At 58.3% G+C, this 15,082-nt stretch carries 10 protein-coding genes; 7 read left to right on the top strand and 3 right to left on the bottom strand.

Annotation, left to right across the window (positions count from 1 at the left end):
- Positions 1 to 38 precede the first annotated feature (38 nt).
- The 3 genes from WX88_RS17005 to WX88_RS27905 all read left to right on the top strand — a co-directional run bounded on the left by WX88_RS17005 (position 39) and on the right by WX88_RS27905 (position 2,854).
- The gene (locus WX88_RS17005; RefSeq protein WP_046245599.1) at positions 39 to 1,049 is read left to right on the top strand and encodes a zinc-binding dehydrogenase; all 1,011 of its coding nucleotides are present in this window, start codon (positions 39 to 41) and stop codon (positions 1,047 to 1,049) included.
- A 140-nt stretch (positions 1,050 to 1,189) separates the two neighbouring features.
- On the top strand, positions 1,190 to 1,474 hold the full coding sequence (locus WX88_RS17000) for a hypothetical protein (RefSeq protein ID WP_046245598.1): 285 nt from the start codon (positions 1,190 to 1,192) through the stop codon (positions 1,472 to 1,474).
- 249 nt (positions 1,475 to 1,723) lie between these two features.
- Positions 1,724 to 2,854, top strand: a complete 1,131-nt coding sequence (locus WX88_RS27905) for a metallophosphoesterase family protein (protein ID WP_052732795.1) — start codon at positions 1,724 to 1,726, stop codon at positions 2,852 to 2,854.
- Positions 2,855 to 2,859: 5 nt separating this feature from the next.
- On the opposite strand, the gene WX88_RS16990 is transcribed toward WX88_RS27905, so the two are convergent.
- The 3 genes from WX88_RS16990 to WX88_RS30890 form a co-directional block, all read right to left on the bottom strand.
- Positions 2,860 to 4,266 carry an FAD/NAD(P)-binding protein gene (locus WX88_RS16990; protein ID WP_197076822.1) on the bottom strand — a complete coding sequence of 469 codons (1,407 nt, stop codon included), beginning with the start codon at positions 4,264 to 4,266 and terminating at the stop codon, positions 2,860 to 2,862.
- Positions 4,267 to 4,418: 152 nt separating this feature from the next.
- Positions 4,419 to 5,387: an ADP-glyceromanno-heptose 6-epimerase gene (rfaD, locus tag WX88_RS16985; protein WP_046245596.1), complete on the bottom strand. Its 969-nt coding sequence runs from the start codon at positions 5,385 to 5,387 to the stop codon at positions 4,419 to 4,421.
- A gap of 73 nt (positions 5,388 to 5,460) precedes the next feature.
- On the bottom strand, positions 5,461 to 5,628 hold the full coding sequence (locus tag WX88_RS30890) for a hypothetical protein (RefSeq protein ID WP_197076821.1): 168 nt from the start codon (positions 5,626 to 5,628) through the stop codon (positions 5,461 to 5,463).
- 88 nt (positions 5,629 to 5,716) lie between these two features.
- On the opposite strand from WX88_RS30890, the gene WX88_RS16980 reads away from it, so the two are divergent.
- The 4 genes from WX88_RS16980 (at position 5,717) to WX88_RS30190 (ending at position 15,059) form a co-directional block, all read left to right on the top strand.
- Positions 5,717 to 6,130 (top strand): 6-pyruvoyl trahydropterin synthase family protein, encoded by a 414-nt coding sequence (locus tag WX88_RS16980; RefSeq protein ID WP_046245595.1) that lies wholly within the window; start codon positions 5,717 to 5,719, stop codon positions 6,128 to 6,130.
- A 102-nt stretch (positions 6,131 to 6,232) separates the two neighbouring features.
- Positions 6,233 to 7,345 (top strand): lipid-A-disaccharide synthase, encoded by a 1,113-nt coding sequence (lpxB, locus tag WX88_RS16975; protein ID WP_046245594.1) that lies wholly within the window; start codon positions 6,233 to 6,235, stop codon positions 7,343 to 7,345.
- Positions 7,346 to 7,714: 369 nt separating this feature from the next.
- The gene (locus WX88_RS27900) at positions 7,715 to 11,455 is read left to right on the top strand and encodes a reprolysin-like metallopeptidase (RefSeq protein ID WP_197076820.1); all 3,741 of its coding nucleotides are present in this window, start codon (positions 7,715 to 7,717) and stop codon (positions 11,453 to 11,455) included.
- Positions 11,456 to 11,786: 331 nt separating this feature from the next.
- Entirely contained in the window at positions 11,787 to 15,059 is a 3,273-nt protein-coding gene (locus WX88_RS30190) for a reprolysin-like metallopeptidase (RefSeq protein WP_156176217.1), read from the top strand.
- The last annotated feature ends 23 nt before the right edge of the window (positions 15,060 to 15,082 follow it).

Here is a 15,082-nt window from a genome sequence, read left to right as displayed (position 1 = left end):
TCTGCTGGTCCTTCATTTATCGTTTCATAATATTTAAAATGCACGCTCTTCAACTCGATGCCATTCATCAGCCCGCGACGGTTCGTGATATTCCCGTTCCCACGCTTGCTCCCGGCGAAATCCTGGTGAAGCTCCACGCCGCTGCCCTCAACCACCGCGACGTCTGGATCCAAAAGGGTCAATATGCGGGCATCAAGCTGCCCTGCACGCTGGGTGCCGATGGCGCCGGCGAAGTAGCGGCTCATGGCGACAACGTACCTGCCGAAGCGCCCGGCGTCGGGGCCCGCGTGCTCATCAACCCCGGCCTGCGCTGGGGCGACAATTCCCGCGCCCAGGCCAAAGAGTTCGTGGTGCTCGGCATGCCCGACCCTGGCACGTTTGCCGAATACATCAGCCTGTCCGCCCGCTACATCCACCCGTTGCCCGCGCACCTCTCGTTTGAGCAAGGCGCCGCGCTGCCGCTGGCGGGCCTCACCGCCTACCGGGCCGCTTTCACCCGTGCCCAGGTGCAGCCCGGCGAACGGGTGCTGGTGACGGGCGTGGGTGGGGGCGTGGCATTGCTGGCGGCGCAGCTGTGCGCCGCCCGGGGGGCCGAGGTCTGGGTAACTTCCAGCTCTGCTGAAAAGCTGGCCCGAGCCCAGACACTAGGCGTCCGCGGCGGTATCAATTACAACGCTGAAAACTGGGTAAAAACCCTCGTACAGCAAGCCGGTGGCCCGTTCGATGTTATCATCGACAGCGCCGCTGGTGCGGCCTTCAATTCCCTGCTCGACGCTGCTGCCTCGGGCGGGCGCATCGTGTTCTACGGCGGTACCTTGGGCGCGATTCCCGACCTGCCACCTGCCAAGGTGTTCTGGAAGCAGCTCAGCATCCTGGGCTCGACGATGGGCAGCGAGCAGGATTTTGCGGAGATGCTGGCATTGGTCACGGAAAAGCGCATCGTGCCCGTAATTGACGAAATATTCCCCCTGGCGACGGGCGAAGCTGCGCTGCGCCGCCTCGAAAGCGGGTCGCAGTTCGGCAAGATAGTGCTGAAAATCGTTAGGTAAACCGGGCCGTCATCGCCGCTTTTGGTTCAGCTTTTTTAGTGGAAAATACCGAATGAAAGCAGAATTCTGGGGAATGAAACCTGCTGTTTTTTGGTTAGTAATGCAGGCCGTTTCGCCTTCATAATCAGTTCGTTTTTGTCATGAAATCAGCCGCCGAATACCTCGCTCCGCACGTCTTCGAAGCCCGCCGCCCGCGCCGCGAACTACAGCCCGTGGTGGCCTATGCCGATGCCGTGCAAGCCATCGAGCAAGCCCTTGCCGATGCCGAGAAATATAAGTACCTGCTGATGCGCGCCCTGCGTCGCCACGCCGACCAAACGCATGCTGCTGCCGCACCCGCTCGTTTGGCCGATATCAGCCCATCTTTCCCGCTTACCACCCCCGAAGCACCTGTACTGCCGCTATACCCGGCGCTCGCGGCCTAAGCAATGGCTACCTTAATAATATTCCACAAAAGCCGCTCCGTAGAGCGGCTTTTTGTTTGCAGAATCGTATCCTTCCCTGACCTTAGGCTTGAAAAAGATGTTCTCGTACTTGGTAGTTAATAGGCACAGCCTTTTTTTGGAAGCTGTTTATGTTCGCTCGACTAGCATGGGGCCCCTTGGTGACGCGAGGAATAGCCCTACTAGTACGACCTCGCTCAATATAAAATAACACAGACCGTCTCTCAAGCTTTGATAATAGCTGCTCTTTTCCGCACTTTCACCGTCCCATTACTACTGGCCGTTTTTCTGCTGAGTTCGCAGCAAGCCTTGGCGCAGCGTTTTGCCGCCATCGGCGATTACGGTTTTGCCGGTGAGCCTAACCGCGATGTGGCTCAGTTGGTCAAAAGCTGGAATCCGGACTTCATCATTACGATGGGGGATAATAATTACGACCGAGGCGCGGCCAACACCATCGACGCGAACATCGGCCAGTATTACCACGAATTTATTGCGCCGTACCGTGGCAGCTACGGCCCCGGCGCCTCAGAAAACCGATTTTTCCCCTGTCTCGGCAACCATGACCTGTACACCAAGCACGGCCGGCCCTATCGAGACTATTTCACTTTGCCTGGTAATGAGCGGTACTATGATTTTGTGCGCGGTCAGGTACATTTCTTCGTGCTCAACAGCGCTTCTAGTGGACTGCACGGCAATCGGGCTACCTCGCGGCAGGCCCGCTGGCTGCGTAAACAGTTGGCCGCGGCGAGAGAGCCCTGGAAAGTGGTCTACTTCCATCACGCGCCGTATTCGTCGGGCCAGCATGGGAGCACTGTGGCCATGCGCTGGCCATTCCGGGCCTGGGGTGCCTCACTAGTGCTTTCGGGGCACGACCATCACTACGAACGGTTGGTAGAAGACGGGCTACTGTACTGCATCAACGGCCTGGGTGGCCGCAGCATCTACAACGTTGCTCTGCAGCCCATGCCGGGTAGCCTGCTTCGTTACAATTCCGACTATGGCGCTCAGCTATTCGAAGCCAGCGCCGACAGCCTCCGTCTGCGCTTCTACACCCGCACCGGGCAGTTGGTCGACTCATTCACCCTACGCAAAGAGCTGAGTGTGGAGCCCGCCCTGGAGAATGTTGTTTCCACTCCTATGCTCGAAACCGCTCGCATCACCTTCTCCATTCCCGCCACGGATACCGTGCAACTACGGGTGCTCGACGTGGCGGGCCGCGAAGTGGCCCGCCTGTTCGATGGTCCTTCCGCAGCCGGCCACCACGAGCTGCTGTGGTCGCAAGCCGCACTTTTGCCGGGCCTCTACTATCTGCAGCTGCGTAGCGGAGCTTATGCGCCGGTGCTGCGTCCGGTAGCCCTGTAAGCGGACTACGAAACGCTGGTTTGCTCTACCCGCTTGGCTAATTCTACAGCCAATTCTGCCGCCTGCCGCCGCAGCTCCGGCACCGCCGTCGACTCAAAATAAGCTGGCCGTCGGCTGGGCCCCAGGGTGAAAAGTGTAGTAGAGACCACGCCATCGGCCCCGCGCAGCGCCCCGTGCGTATCGGTGAGTAAGCCCAGCCGCAGCGAATCAGCCGAGAGGTGGCCGGCGTCGCGTAGGCTCATCACCAGTGGGTCGGCAATGCGGCCGTAGTCGAGCAGTGGTCCGGTACAGCACACCACGTGCTGGGCCACGTGCCAGCAGCCGGGGGTATCGTGGGGCCGCACGCGCACCCGCAGCACGTTGCCGTCGGGCAGTATTTCTTTCACCGTGCCCACGTGCAGCCGCACCAGCCCAGCCGCGGTAAGAGCAGCGATGGTGGCGGCATTTTGGGGCGGACTGCGGTGCCGGGTCACGGCCCACAAGCCGGCCAGGTGCCGCAAAAATCGGCGCTGCTCCTGCAGCGGCCACGTCGCCCACATGCGCCCCAAATCCGGGCGCAGCGAGTCCAGCACCGGCCGCCAGTCGATGCCTTGAGCTGCCGCTGCGCGCAGGTGGCGCTTGAACACGGCCAGCACGCCCGTAACAGTGGTTTCGCCGGCCAACTCCGGGTAGAAGTTGGGGTACGTGGGCGTAGCGGGGCCGTGGGTGGCGGGCCAGCGGCCGTGGCGAGCCACCACGGTTACGGGCGCCCGGTGGCCGTCCTGCCGCAAGGCCAGCAGCACGTCCATCGCCGTCAGGCCCGAGCCAATAAGTAGCACGTTATCGTCGGGGCCAATGCGGCGCAGGTTGCCTGGCCCCCAGGGGTCAGTGTGATAGGCGTCGTGGTGGAGGTAGCGGTGGTCGGGTCCGGCAGGTGGCGGTGGGGGGAAGTTGCCCATCGCCAGCACCACAAAGTCACTCACGAGGGTCGTGCCATTAGCTAACAGCACAGCGCGGCGGCCATCGGGCCGAATCGGGGCTACGACGGCGGTGGTCTGGTGCCAGCACAGGCTGCCGGGCCCGGGGGCGGGCGCCGTCAGCTCGGCGGTTAATTCTTCGTTGAGGTAGCGTCCATACGTGGTGCGGGGCGCGAATTCAGGCACGCCCGCCGCGCTTTCGGGTTGGCCACGCAGCCATTCGGTGAAGTGGTTGGGTACATCTGGGTACAGGCTTAGGGCACCTGGGCGCACGTTGAGCAGGTATTCGGGGCGCCGGACGGTGTAGGCTAAGCCCGGACCCGGTACCTCCCGCGGCTCAATCAGATGGATTTTGGCGTGGGCCAGGGCCGGTTGCTGCCGCAGCTGCAACACCAGCGCCGTGCCCGCGAAGCCGCCGCCCACAACGGTGATAACGGGATGGGCAGAATGATTCACAGCTAGCAACAGAGGGTGAAAAGGGCAGGAGGGAAGGATTAACGCTCAACGCAAGAGTACAGCCGGAGTCAGGGCCGTAGGGAGTTGGAGGAACCGATGGCTGCTCAGATGGTTTTATGCCATGCAAGTTGCCGCAAGCTAAAAAAATCAGCCTACAAATACTGGCCGGGTACCAGGTAATTCTGCACGTAATCGGCAATTCCGTCTTCCAGGCGGGTAAAAGGCCGGTCGTAGCCAATGCTTTGTAGCTTGCTCATGTTGGCCTCGGTGAAGTACTGGTATTTGTCGCGAATGTCCGCCGGCGTATCCTTAAACTGGATATCGGCGGTGCGGCCCAATGCCTGGAATGTGTTCAGAGCCAAATCCAGGAAGGTGCGGGCCTGGCCGCTGCCGAGGTTATAAATGCCCGAATCTTTCCGGTGGTGCAGCAGAAAGTAACACACTTCCACCACGTCCTTCACGTACACGAAGTCACGCATCTGCCCGCCGTCGGTGTAGTCGGGGTTGTGCGATTTAAACAGCATCATCGAGCCGGTTTGCTGAATCTGGTTGAAGGCGTGGAGTATCACCGAAGCCATGCGGCCCTTGTGGTACTCATTGGGGCCGTACACATTGAAGAACTTCAGGCCCGCCCAGAAATACGGCTTTTTGGGCTGTTGCAAAGCCCAGTTGTCGAAGCTATTCTTGGACTCGCCATAAGGGTTTAGCGGGCGGTAGAGCGGGAACAGAGCCTCGTCAGTATCGGTGTAGCCGAGGGTACCGTCGCCGTATGTAGCAGCCGAGGAGGCGTACACCAGCGGCAGGTTGTAGCGCACGCAAGCCTGCCACATCTGCTTGGAGTAGTTTAGGTTGAGTAGATCGAACACAGCCGGGTCCATCTCCGTGGTGTCGGTGCGGGCGCCGAGGTGAAAGATGAACTCCACCTGCTCGTGGTTCGCCGCGAGCCAGTCAAAGAACGTTTCCCGGTCCACATACTCCCGCAGCTTTTTGCCCTGGATATTGGGCAGCTTCTTCTCGATGGAAAAATTATCCACCACGACCACGTCGTTGAAGTTGGCGGCATTAAGGCGGGAAACAAGGCAACTGGCAATAAAGCCGGCCGCGCCAGTGACTACTATCATACTAGGCAGGTTTGGGAAGACTGCAAAGGTAAACCGGAGCGCCGGGCTACGGGGCATCGGGTCAGCCTTTGCCCTAGCCTTTCTCGTTGCCGCCATTACTGTTTGAACGACTGGGGCGTTCTTGCACGGGCCTGCGGTCAGCCAGCGCGCTGGTCAACTCCAGTAGGCCGGGCCGCCAGCAAGGTTGGGCCTGGCCCGGTTCGGGGTACCCTTCTTCGTATATTTGCGGCAGAAAACTCATAGGTTGTCAATTGTTCGTTATCAGTTGTCAGGTCGCGCCATCGCCACTTCATGCTGACAGCTAGCAACCGACAACCGACAACTACAGGATGATTTACGTTAGCCGCCAGGAACATTTCAACGCCGCTCACAAGCTGCACAACCCTAAGTGGAGCGATGAGCGCAACCGCGAGGTTTTCGGCCCGTGCGCCAACACTAACTGGCATGGCCACAACTACGACCTCATCGTAACCGTGAAAGGCCAGCCCGACCCCGAAACCGGGTTTGTTGTTGATTTAAAAGCTCTTTCCAACCTGCTGCGCACCCACATTACCGAGCAGGTCGACCACAAGAACCTCAACCTGGACGTGCCATTCATGGCCGGCCAAATGGCCAGTACCGAAAATCTGGCCATTGCTTTCTGGCAGATTCTGGAGCGCGAGCTGCCCGCCATCACCACGGCCAAGCTGCACTGCATAAAGCTCTACGAGACGCCACGTAATTTTGTGGAGTACTACGGCTGAGGTAATTATGAATTTATGAGTTACGAGTTGAAGGGCATATCTTGCTGCCAATCAGCATGATTCATAATAAAAATTCATAACTCATAATTCATGACCCAATAGATGAAGTACTATCTAATCGCCGGCGAACGGTCGGGCGACTTTCACGCTGCCAACCTCATGCGTGAGCTGCGCGGGCAGGATGCCGCCGCACAGTTTCGCTATTTCGGCGGCGACCAAATGCAGGCCCAGGGCGGCGAATTGGTACGGCATTATCAGGATTTGGCCATTATGGGTTTCCTGGAGGCCGCCACCAGCATCCTAAAATTCCGGGGCTACCTCAAACAGTGCCAACAGGACTTGCTGGCCTTTAAGCCCGATGTACTGATTTTAGTGGATTACGCCGGCTTCAACCTGCGCATGGCCAAGTTTGCTAAGGAGCACGGCATCAGGGTGTTTTATTACATCTCTCCCAAAATATGGGCCTGGAATCAGGGTCGCGTCGAGCAGGTGAAGGCGCGGGTAGACAAGATGTTCGTCATTCTGCCCTTCGAGGAAGAGTTCTACCAGAAATTCGGCTATGGTGTGGACTACACCGGCAACCCGACTGCCGACGCGGTGGCCGAGTTTCAGCCCACGGCCGATTTTTTCGAGCGCAACCGCCTCGACCCCGATAAGCCTATTATCGCCGTGCTGCCAGGCTCGCGCAAGCAGGAGATTGAGGAGATGCTGCACGAAATGATTGCCATTTTGCCGGGCTTTCAGGAGTACCAGTTTGTGGTAGCCGGCGTCAGCAATCTCGACCCCAACTACTATCGCCACTTCGAGCGCAACGGCATCCAATTTCTGTTCGACCAGACGTTTGACTTGCTGAGCCACGCCAAAGCTGCGCTGGTTACTAGCGGCACCGCCACGCTCGAAACCGCCTTGTTTGGCGTGCCCCAAATCGTGTGCTACCGTACCAGCGTATTGAGCTACACCATTGGCAAAATGGTTATCAAGGTGCCCTATATTTCGCTGGTCAATCTTATTGCGGGGCGCGCCGTGGTGAAGGAATTGATTCAAGGAGACTTTACTGCCCGCAACCTGCTCGACGAGCTTCGAACTATGCTCACCGACCCCGAATACATGGCCCGCCTCAAAGCTGGCTATGCCGAGCTGCGCGAAAAGCTAGGGCAGCACCAAGCCGCCAAGAAAGCGGCCGAACTGATGGTGAAATACCTCCGGGCCGGCTGAGCTAGCTCGTTGCTCGGCCCACAATCCGTCGAATATATCTTGATTTGGTAGGTGTAATTTTATAACCGCCTCGGTGTGGTGGCTTCCCCAAAAGAGGCTGCTCTGCCGGGGCAGTTTTGGCTTCGGGTGACAGCTGAAGCTCAATGCTTGCTTATGATTGAGTATGAGCTTTTATCTTATAAGATGAGCAGGATTATTTTTTGATTCATCCGCTTACCAATGCTTCGTTCGAGTATCCTCAAGGCAAGCAGCGTTTGGTGGAGAAAATACGCCTCTAATACCAGCGAGACGAATAATTATGACCCAAATCGCCTGTCCAATCTGGGTTTCTGCATTAGATTTACCTTTTCATACCAAATCACCTTTCAAATGACACAAACTTACAAGCGCCGACCAGCTCCCCAACGGTCGACAGTTCCTGCTGGGGTCGGAAAGGGCTTAGGCCGCATTGGCGCTTCTCTGCTCGTGATGCTAGGCATCGCCCTGAATGCCAAAGCTCAGCAATCAGCTCGGCAGTTTTTCCAAGCCGATGGCGAAGCCCGTAACGTCGCGTCGAAGTCGCCATTAGCGGCCGCGCTGTTTCGCTCAAAACCCCTGACCCTGGATGTGGCCGGCATGCGTGCGGCCCTGGCCACCGCCCCATTAGAAGGTCGGGCTAATGCGGCGCCTCTCGTGGTCGCGCTGCCTCTGCCTAACGGCTCTACCGGCCGGTTTGCCTTGCGTGAAGCCCCGGTAATGGCCCCTGCGCTAGCCGAGCGGTTCCCAATGATTAAGACCTACGCTGGCGTGGGCCTTGACGACGCCTCGGCTTCGGTGCGCGTCGACCTATCGCCGCAGGGCTTCCACGCCCAAGTGCTCACGAGTGGTGGCAACAGCTTCTACATCGACCCCGCTACCCGCACTGATACCCGCCACTATCTTAGCTTTTACAAGCGTGACATGAACCGTGCGGCGACTGGTTCGGGGTTCTCCTGCGCCTTTGAGCCTACCAAGGCCGATTTGAAAGCAACGGCCCAGCGGCTGGCTGCCCAGACGAAAGGTGCCACTAAAGCTCTGTCGAGTGGCTCGCAGCTGCGGACTTACCGCTTGGCTTTGGCCAATACGCCCGAGTACGCCCTGACCAAAGGCAACACCATGGTAGGCGTAATGTCCGGTAAGGTAACAACCGTGAACCGGGTAGTGGGTGTTTATGAAAAAGAGCTGGCCGTGCGCCTGGTGCTGGTGCCCAACAACGACCAGTTAACCTTCTTGAGTGGTACAGGCCCTCAGCCTGTACCAGCTTTTACCAATAGCGATGGTAGTGCTTTGTTGGCAGAGAATCAATCCAACGTAGACCGGATTATTGGCTCGGCCAACTACGACATCGGTCACGTGGTGAGTACTGGCGGCGGCGGTGTTGCTTATCTCGGGGTGGTGTGCAACAATTCGTTGAAAGCCGGAGGTGTAACAGGTTCTGCCAGCCCCGTGGGTGACGCCTTCGATATCGACTACGTGGCTCACGAAATAGGTCACCAGTTCTCTGGAAATCATACATTTAATAACAATAACTCAGGCAGCTGCTCGGGTAATCGCAATACTAGTACGGCTTTCGAGCCGGGCTCGGGTTCAACCATCATGGCTTATGCGGGTATCTGCGGCACAGCAAACAACTTGCAGCCCAACTCGGATGCTTTCTTCCACACGGGCAGCTACGAAGAGATGCGGGCCTTCATCGAGAGCACCACATGTGGCACTACTACGGCTACCGGCAACACGGCCCCCGTGGTAACCACCCCGGCCAGCGGCAAAACGCTGCCCGTGGGCACGCCCTTCAAGCTGACGGCCACGGCCACCGATGCGGAGAATGACCCGCTGACTTACTCTTGGGAGCAACTTGACTTAGGGCCTGCCGCCTCGCTGGGCGATGCCCAGGTAGCTAATCAGACCGTGCCGTTGTTTCGCTCTTTCGTGCCGAGCACCGACTCCACGCGCTACTTCCCTCGGTTGACGGACCTGGTGAATAACACGACTGCATTGGGCGAGCGCCTGCCGACGGTCACTCGCACGCTGAAGTTCCGGTGCACTGCCCGCGACGAGCACAGTGGCCCGGCTGGCATCATTGGTGGGGTGAACTACAGTGGCTTAGTTAACTTGGACGTGAGTAGTGTTGCCGGTCCCTTCGTGGTAACGGCTCCCAATACTAGCGTGAACTGGGTGGGTGGCGCTGCTCAAGCCATTACCTGGGACGTAGCCGGCACCACCAATGCCCCGGTGAGTTGCGCCCTGGTGAACATTCGCCTCAGTCTTGATGGTGGCTTGACCTATCCTACGGTGCTGGCTACGAACGAAGCCAACGACGGTTCGGCCGTGGTGGTGGCTCCCGATACTTACACTACTAACCAAACGCAGGCGCGGATAATGGTGGAAGCGGCTGATAACTACTTCTTCGATATCTCAAACGCTAACTTCACCATCACCCCACCCGCGGTAGGACCAACTATTACTAGTTTCACGCCCGGGGGCGGCTTGGCCGGTACGGTGGTAACGATACTCGGCTCTAATTTTACGGGCGCTACTGCCGTTAACTTCAACGGTACGCCAACTGCCAGCTTTACCGTGAACTCGGCTACGCAGATTACGGCCACGGTGGCTGCTGGCACTACTACTGGTGCCATCACCGTCACGGCGCCCACGGGCACTGCTACTTCGGCCACGCCATTCATCGTTGGTCCGCCGCCCACGGTCATCAGTTTCACTCCTACAACCGGCCCGGTAGGCGGAACGGTTGTTATCACGGGTACCGATTTTTCGTTTGCCACGCGGGTTACGTTTAACGGAACTAGCGCACCTATATACACGGTGAACTCTGCTACGCAGATTACTGTCACGGTGCCCGCTGGTGCCACTACCGGCCCCATTGGCGTGACTGGACCCACCGGCTCGGGAGTCTCAGCGGCGAGCTTCACGGTGATTCCGGCTCCGGTTATCACCTCGTTCTCCCCCGTTTTTGGCAAAGTTGGCGCAGTAGTAGTACTAACGGGTAATTTCTTCACGGGTGCCACGCAGGTCGCCTTCAATGGCACTAATGCTCCCATTTTCACCGTAGATTCCAATACTCAGCTAACCGTCACGGTGCCCACGGGTGCCACTACGGGGCCTGTTACGGTAACTGGGCCCGGTGGACCTGGCTCTTCCACTACCGACTTCACGGTAATCACAGTGGCCAATGACTTGTGCGCTGATGCCCTTCCGCTGCTCTGTGGACAAACGGTAACTGGTACTAATCTGGGAGCCACCACCTTCGACGACCCCACTGCCAGCTGCCTTAGCCTGATGGTGGAAGGGGCCGGGGTGTTCTACACCATCACCGGCACAGGAACTGCCATCACTCTTACAACCTGTAACCCTGCTACTAATTTTGATACTCAGCTGTTTGTGTATCGTGGTGCTTGCAACGCCTACGTTTGCAATGGCAGTAACGATGATGATGCAACCTGTAGCTCTAGAAGCCGCTCAACGTTGACTTTTAACTCGGTGCTAGGCACTGTATATCGTGTGTTCGTAAATGGTTATGATAATGCCTCGGGTAACTTCACCCTGACTGCGACCTGCGCGCCGCTGGCCCCCACCATTACCAGCGTCAACCCCACCAGTGGTGCCGTGGGCTCTACGGCAACGATTACGGGTACGAACCTCACCGGAGCTACCAACTTAACCTTGAATGGTGTAGCAATCCCGGGCTTCACGGTAGTGAATGCTACGACCATCACCTTCACGGTTCCGGTAGGTGCTACTACTGGCAACCTGGTGGTGACTACCCCTGGCGGCGTCAGCGCTGGCACGCCTTTCACCGTGGTTGTGCTGTCGGCTTCTGCCCAAGCTAATCAGACCGAATTCAGCGTGTGGCCTAACCCGGTAGCGGGCAAAGGTACCCTGCACGTAGCCCTAGCGGTGGCGGCTGCTAAGGCCCAAGCCACGCTGCGCAACGTAGTAGGCCAAACTATCGCTACCCGCGCCTTCAGCGGCAGCACCGCCGAATTGTCTACCACGGGCCTAGCTGCGGGTACCTACCTGCTTACCGTGCAAACGGAAGGCCGGGTGCCAAGCATTCAGCGTGTAGTGGTAGAATAAGGACTGGTCGAGATAGAAGCCAGTGCGGCCGGGCGGTAGAGTCAAGGGTACTACCGAACCGAAATACACGCTGCTTCTACGCGACTGACCACCGTTTCATTATAAAAAGCTCCGGGCAAGTCCCGGAGCTTTTTTATTTAGGCCAAGCAATAAGCATCACATAGCCAGAGAGTCACTAAATAGATAACTTTTAAGTTGATTTATACAACCTAATAAGTACAAAACATTAAATGTGACAAAATATTTAAATTATCCTTTAATACCTGCCATATAGTTGTTATTTTTACTCTAAATCAGTTCTTTTTTTAGTGAAAACATAACCCCTTTATCAATGAAAAATTCTTACCAAGGTTGTCTGGCTACCTTACGGTCGGCAACTTCTTCAGCGGTTAGCCTGGGTCGCCGGACAGGAGCCCTGCTATTGGCTTTGGGTCTCACGCTGGGCGCTCACGCTCAGCAGACCACTCCCCAATTTTTTCAGGTCGACGGGCAAGCCCGGAGCGCGGCAGCCCCTTCGAAGCTGGCCGCTGCTCTCGTGCACTCCCAGGCCCTGACCTTGGATGTGGCTGGTCTTCGCGCCGCTTTAGCTACTGCCCCGCTGGAAACCCAGGCTGGTGCGGCGCCGCTGGTGCTAGCGTTGCCCTTGCCCGGTGGCGGCATCGGTCGCTTTGCCCTGCGCGAAGCGCCCGTGATGGCGCCCGCGCTAGCAGCGCAGTTCCCCGACATCAAGACCTACGCCGGCGTGGGCCTGGACGATGCAGCAGCTTCGGTACGGCTCGACTTATCGCCACAGGGTTTCCACGCCCAAGTGCTGACCAACGGTGGCAACAGCTTCTACATTGACCCAGTGAGCCAGAATGACTCCCGGCATTACCTGGCGTTCTACCGCCGGGATATGAACCGGGCGGCTGCCGGCTCGCAATTAGCCTGCGCCTTTAAGCCGACCCCCGCCGACGAGCAAGCGACGGCCGCCCGTCTGGTCGCCGCAACTGGCAAGGCTGGTGCTGTCATGGCCCGGTCGAGTGGCACGCAGTTGCGCACCTACCGCCTGGCCTTAGCCAACACGCCCGAATATGCCGTGACCAAAGGCAATACCGCCTCCGGCGTGATGGCTGGCAAGGTGGCTACCGTGAACCGGGTGGTGGGCGTGTATGAGAAAGAACTGGCCGTGCGCCTGGTAATGGTTCCCAACAACAACCTGCTCAACTTCCTGAGCGGCACGGGCACACAACCCTCACCAGCCTATTCCAATAGCGACGGGGGCGCTATGCTGTCTCAGAACCAATCCAACGTGGATCGGATTATTGGCTCGGCTAACTATGACATTGGTCATGTGGTAAGCACTGGCGGCGGCGGAGTGGCCTACCTCGGTGTAGTGTGCAACAATTCGTTGAAAGCCGGAGGTGTTACGGGTTCTCCCAGCCCTGTGGGTGACGCGTTCGATATCGACTACGTGGCTCACGAAATAGGCCATCAGTTCTCTGGAAATCACACGTTTAATAATAACAACTCAGGCAGTTGCTCGGGTAATCGCAATACTAGTACGGCTTTCGAGCCGGGCTCGGGTTCAACCATCATGGCTTATGCGGGTATCTGCGGCACAGCAAACAACTTGCAGCCCAACTCGGATGCTTTCTTCCACACGGGCAGCTACGAAGAGATGCGGGCCTTCATCGAGAGCACCACGTGTGGCACTACTACGGCCACCGGCAACACGGCCCCCGTGGTAACGGCCCCGGCCAGCGGCAAAACGCTGCCCGTGAGCACGCCCTTCAAGCTGACGGCCACGGCCACCGATGCGGAGAATGACCCGCTGACTTATTCTTGGGAGCAACTCGACTTAGGACCTGCCGGTTCGCCAACGACTGCCCAGGTAGCTAATCAGAACGTGCCGTTGTTTCGCTCGTTTGCGCCAGTCACCGGTGGCACGCGCTACTTCCCCCGGCTGACGGACCTGGTGAATAACACGACTGCATTGGGCGAGCGTCTGCCGACGGTCACTCGCACGCTGAAGTTCCGGTGCACGGTCCGTGACCAGCACAGCGGCTTGGCCGGTATTATCGGCGGGGTGAACAACGGCAGCCTGGTTACCCTAAACGTGAGCAGCGCCGCTGGCCCTTTCGTGGTGACGGCTCCTAATACCGCCGTGAGCTGGACTGGTGGCTCGGCCCGGACCGTGACCTGGAACGTCGCCAGTACGACGGCCGCTCCGGTCAGCTGTGCCTTGGTCAACATCCGTCTTAGCCTTGATGGTGGCCTGACCTATCCGACTGTGCTGGCTACGAATGAAGCCAACGACGGCTCGGCCACGGTGACCTTGCCTAATCCTACGACAACTAGGAGCCAAGCCCGCATCATGGTAGAGTCGGCGGATAACTATTTCTTCGATATCTCGAACACCAACTTCACCATCACTCCCTCCACTCCCTCCACTGAGGTTACCACCATTACCGGCTTCACGCCCGCGAGCGGCCCAGTTGGTACCGTCGTGACGGTGCAGGGTTCCAATTTCACGGGGGCTACTGCCGTTAGATTCAACGGTACGGCGGCTTCGAGCTTCACGGTGAACTCGGCCACACAGATTACGGCCACGGTGGCCGCGGGCAGCAGCACTGGTCCCATCAGTGTGACGGCCCCGGCAGGTTCGGCCACATCGGGCACGTCTTTCGTGGTAGCGGTGGCGTCGGCGTCGCCCACCATCACCAGCTTCACGCCCGCTTCGGGACCAGTGGGTACCAGCGTCGTTATCACGGGCACTAACCTGTCGAATGTTACGCAGGTGAGATTCAATGGTACCACCGCGCCTACATTCACCGCAAACTCTAGCACCCAAATTACCGCCACGGTACCGACCGGAGCCACTACGGGGACAATTGCCGTAACCAATCCTAGCGGGACGGGCACTTCGGCTACGAACTTTGTCGTATCGACCGGTCCGGCTAACGATTTGTGTGCTAACGCTACGGCTCTGAGCTGTGGGCAGTCATTGTCCGGCACCACTGTCGGGTCTACGTCTACGGGTGACCCGACTACGTCCTGCGTGACTTCGGTTGATGGCGGGGGCGTGTTTTACACCATCACCGGTACGGGTTCAGCCATCACCTTGTCTACCTGCAGCCCCAGCACCAACTTCGATACCAAGCTGTTTGTGTACACTGGCACTTGCGGGTCTTATACTTGCGTGACAGGTAATGATGATACTACGTGTTCGACCAGCTCGACTACCTCGTCCGTGACCTTCAATTCAGTATCTGGTACAGTGTACCGCGTCTTCGTGAGTGGCTACGAGAATGCCAAAGGGGCATTTGTGCTATCTGCTACTTGCTCGGGAGCCAAGCCGGTGGCGAAATCCAACTCTTCGGGCGAGTTCAGCGTGTGGCCTAACCCGGTAGCGGGCAAGGGTGCGTTGCACATCGACTTGGCTGAGTCGGCTACCAACGCCAAAGCCACGCTCCGCAGCATGCTGGGGCAGTCGGTTGCAACCAGCACCTTCAGCGGCAGCACCACGGAGCTGTCCCTGACTGGTCTGGCTTCCGGTACTTACCTCCTCAGCGTGCAGACGGAGGGCGGCGCCCCTCGCATTCAGCGCGTAGTAGTGGAATAACTGCCAATGGGGCATTGGCTACT

It is taken from the genome of Hymenobacter terrenus (assembly GCF_000972495.1).
Classification (GTDB): domain Bacteria; phylum Bacteroidota; class Bacteroidia; order Cytophagales; family Hymenobacteraceae; genus Hymenobacter; species Hymenobacter terrenus.
Note: the sequence above shows the minus strand (reverse complement) of the source record. Positions and strands in the feature narration are given on the sequence as shown.

Coding starts and splice junctions, on each gene's coding strand:
- WX88_RS17005 (WP_046245599.1), top strand. CDS start 39: ATGCACGCTCTTCAACTCGATGCCATTCATCAGCCCGCGACGGTTCGT.
- WX88_RS17000 (WP_046245598.1), top strand. CDS start 1,190: ATGAAATCAGCCGCCGAATACCTCGCTCCGCACGTCTTCGAAGCCCGC.
- rfaD (WP_046245596.1), bottom strand. CDS start 5,387: ATGATAGTAGTCACTGGCGCGGCCGGCTTTATTGCCAGTTGCCTTGTT.
- WX88_RS30890 (WP_197076821.1), bottom strand. CDS start 5,628: ATGAGTTTTCTGCCGCAAATATACGAAGAAGGGTACCCCGAACCGGGC.
- WX88_RS16980 (WP_046245595.1), top strand. CDS start 5,717: ATGATTTACGTTAGCCGCCAGGAACATTTCAACGCCGCTCACAAGCTG.
- lpxB (WP_046245594.1), top strand. CDS start 6,233: ATGAAGTACTATCTAATCGCCGGCGAACGGTCGGGCGACTTTCACGCT.
- WX88_RS27900 (WP_197076820.1), top strand. CDS start 7,715: ATGACACAAACTTACAAGCGCCGACCAGCTCCCCAACGGTCGACAGTT.
- WX88_RS30190 (WP_156176217.1), top strand. CDS start 11,787: ATGAAAAATTCTTACCAAGGTTGTCTGGCTACCTTACGGTCGGCAACT.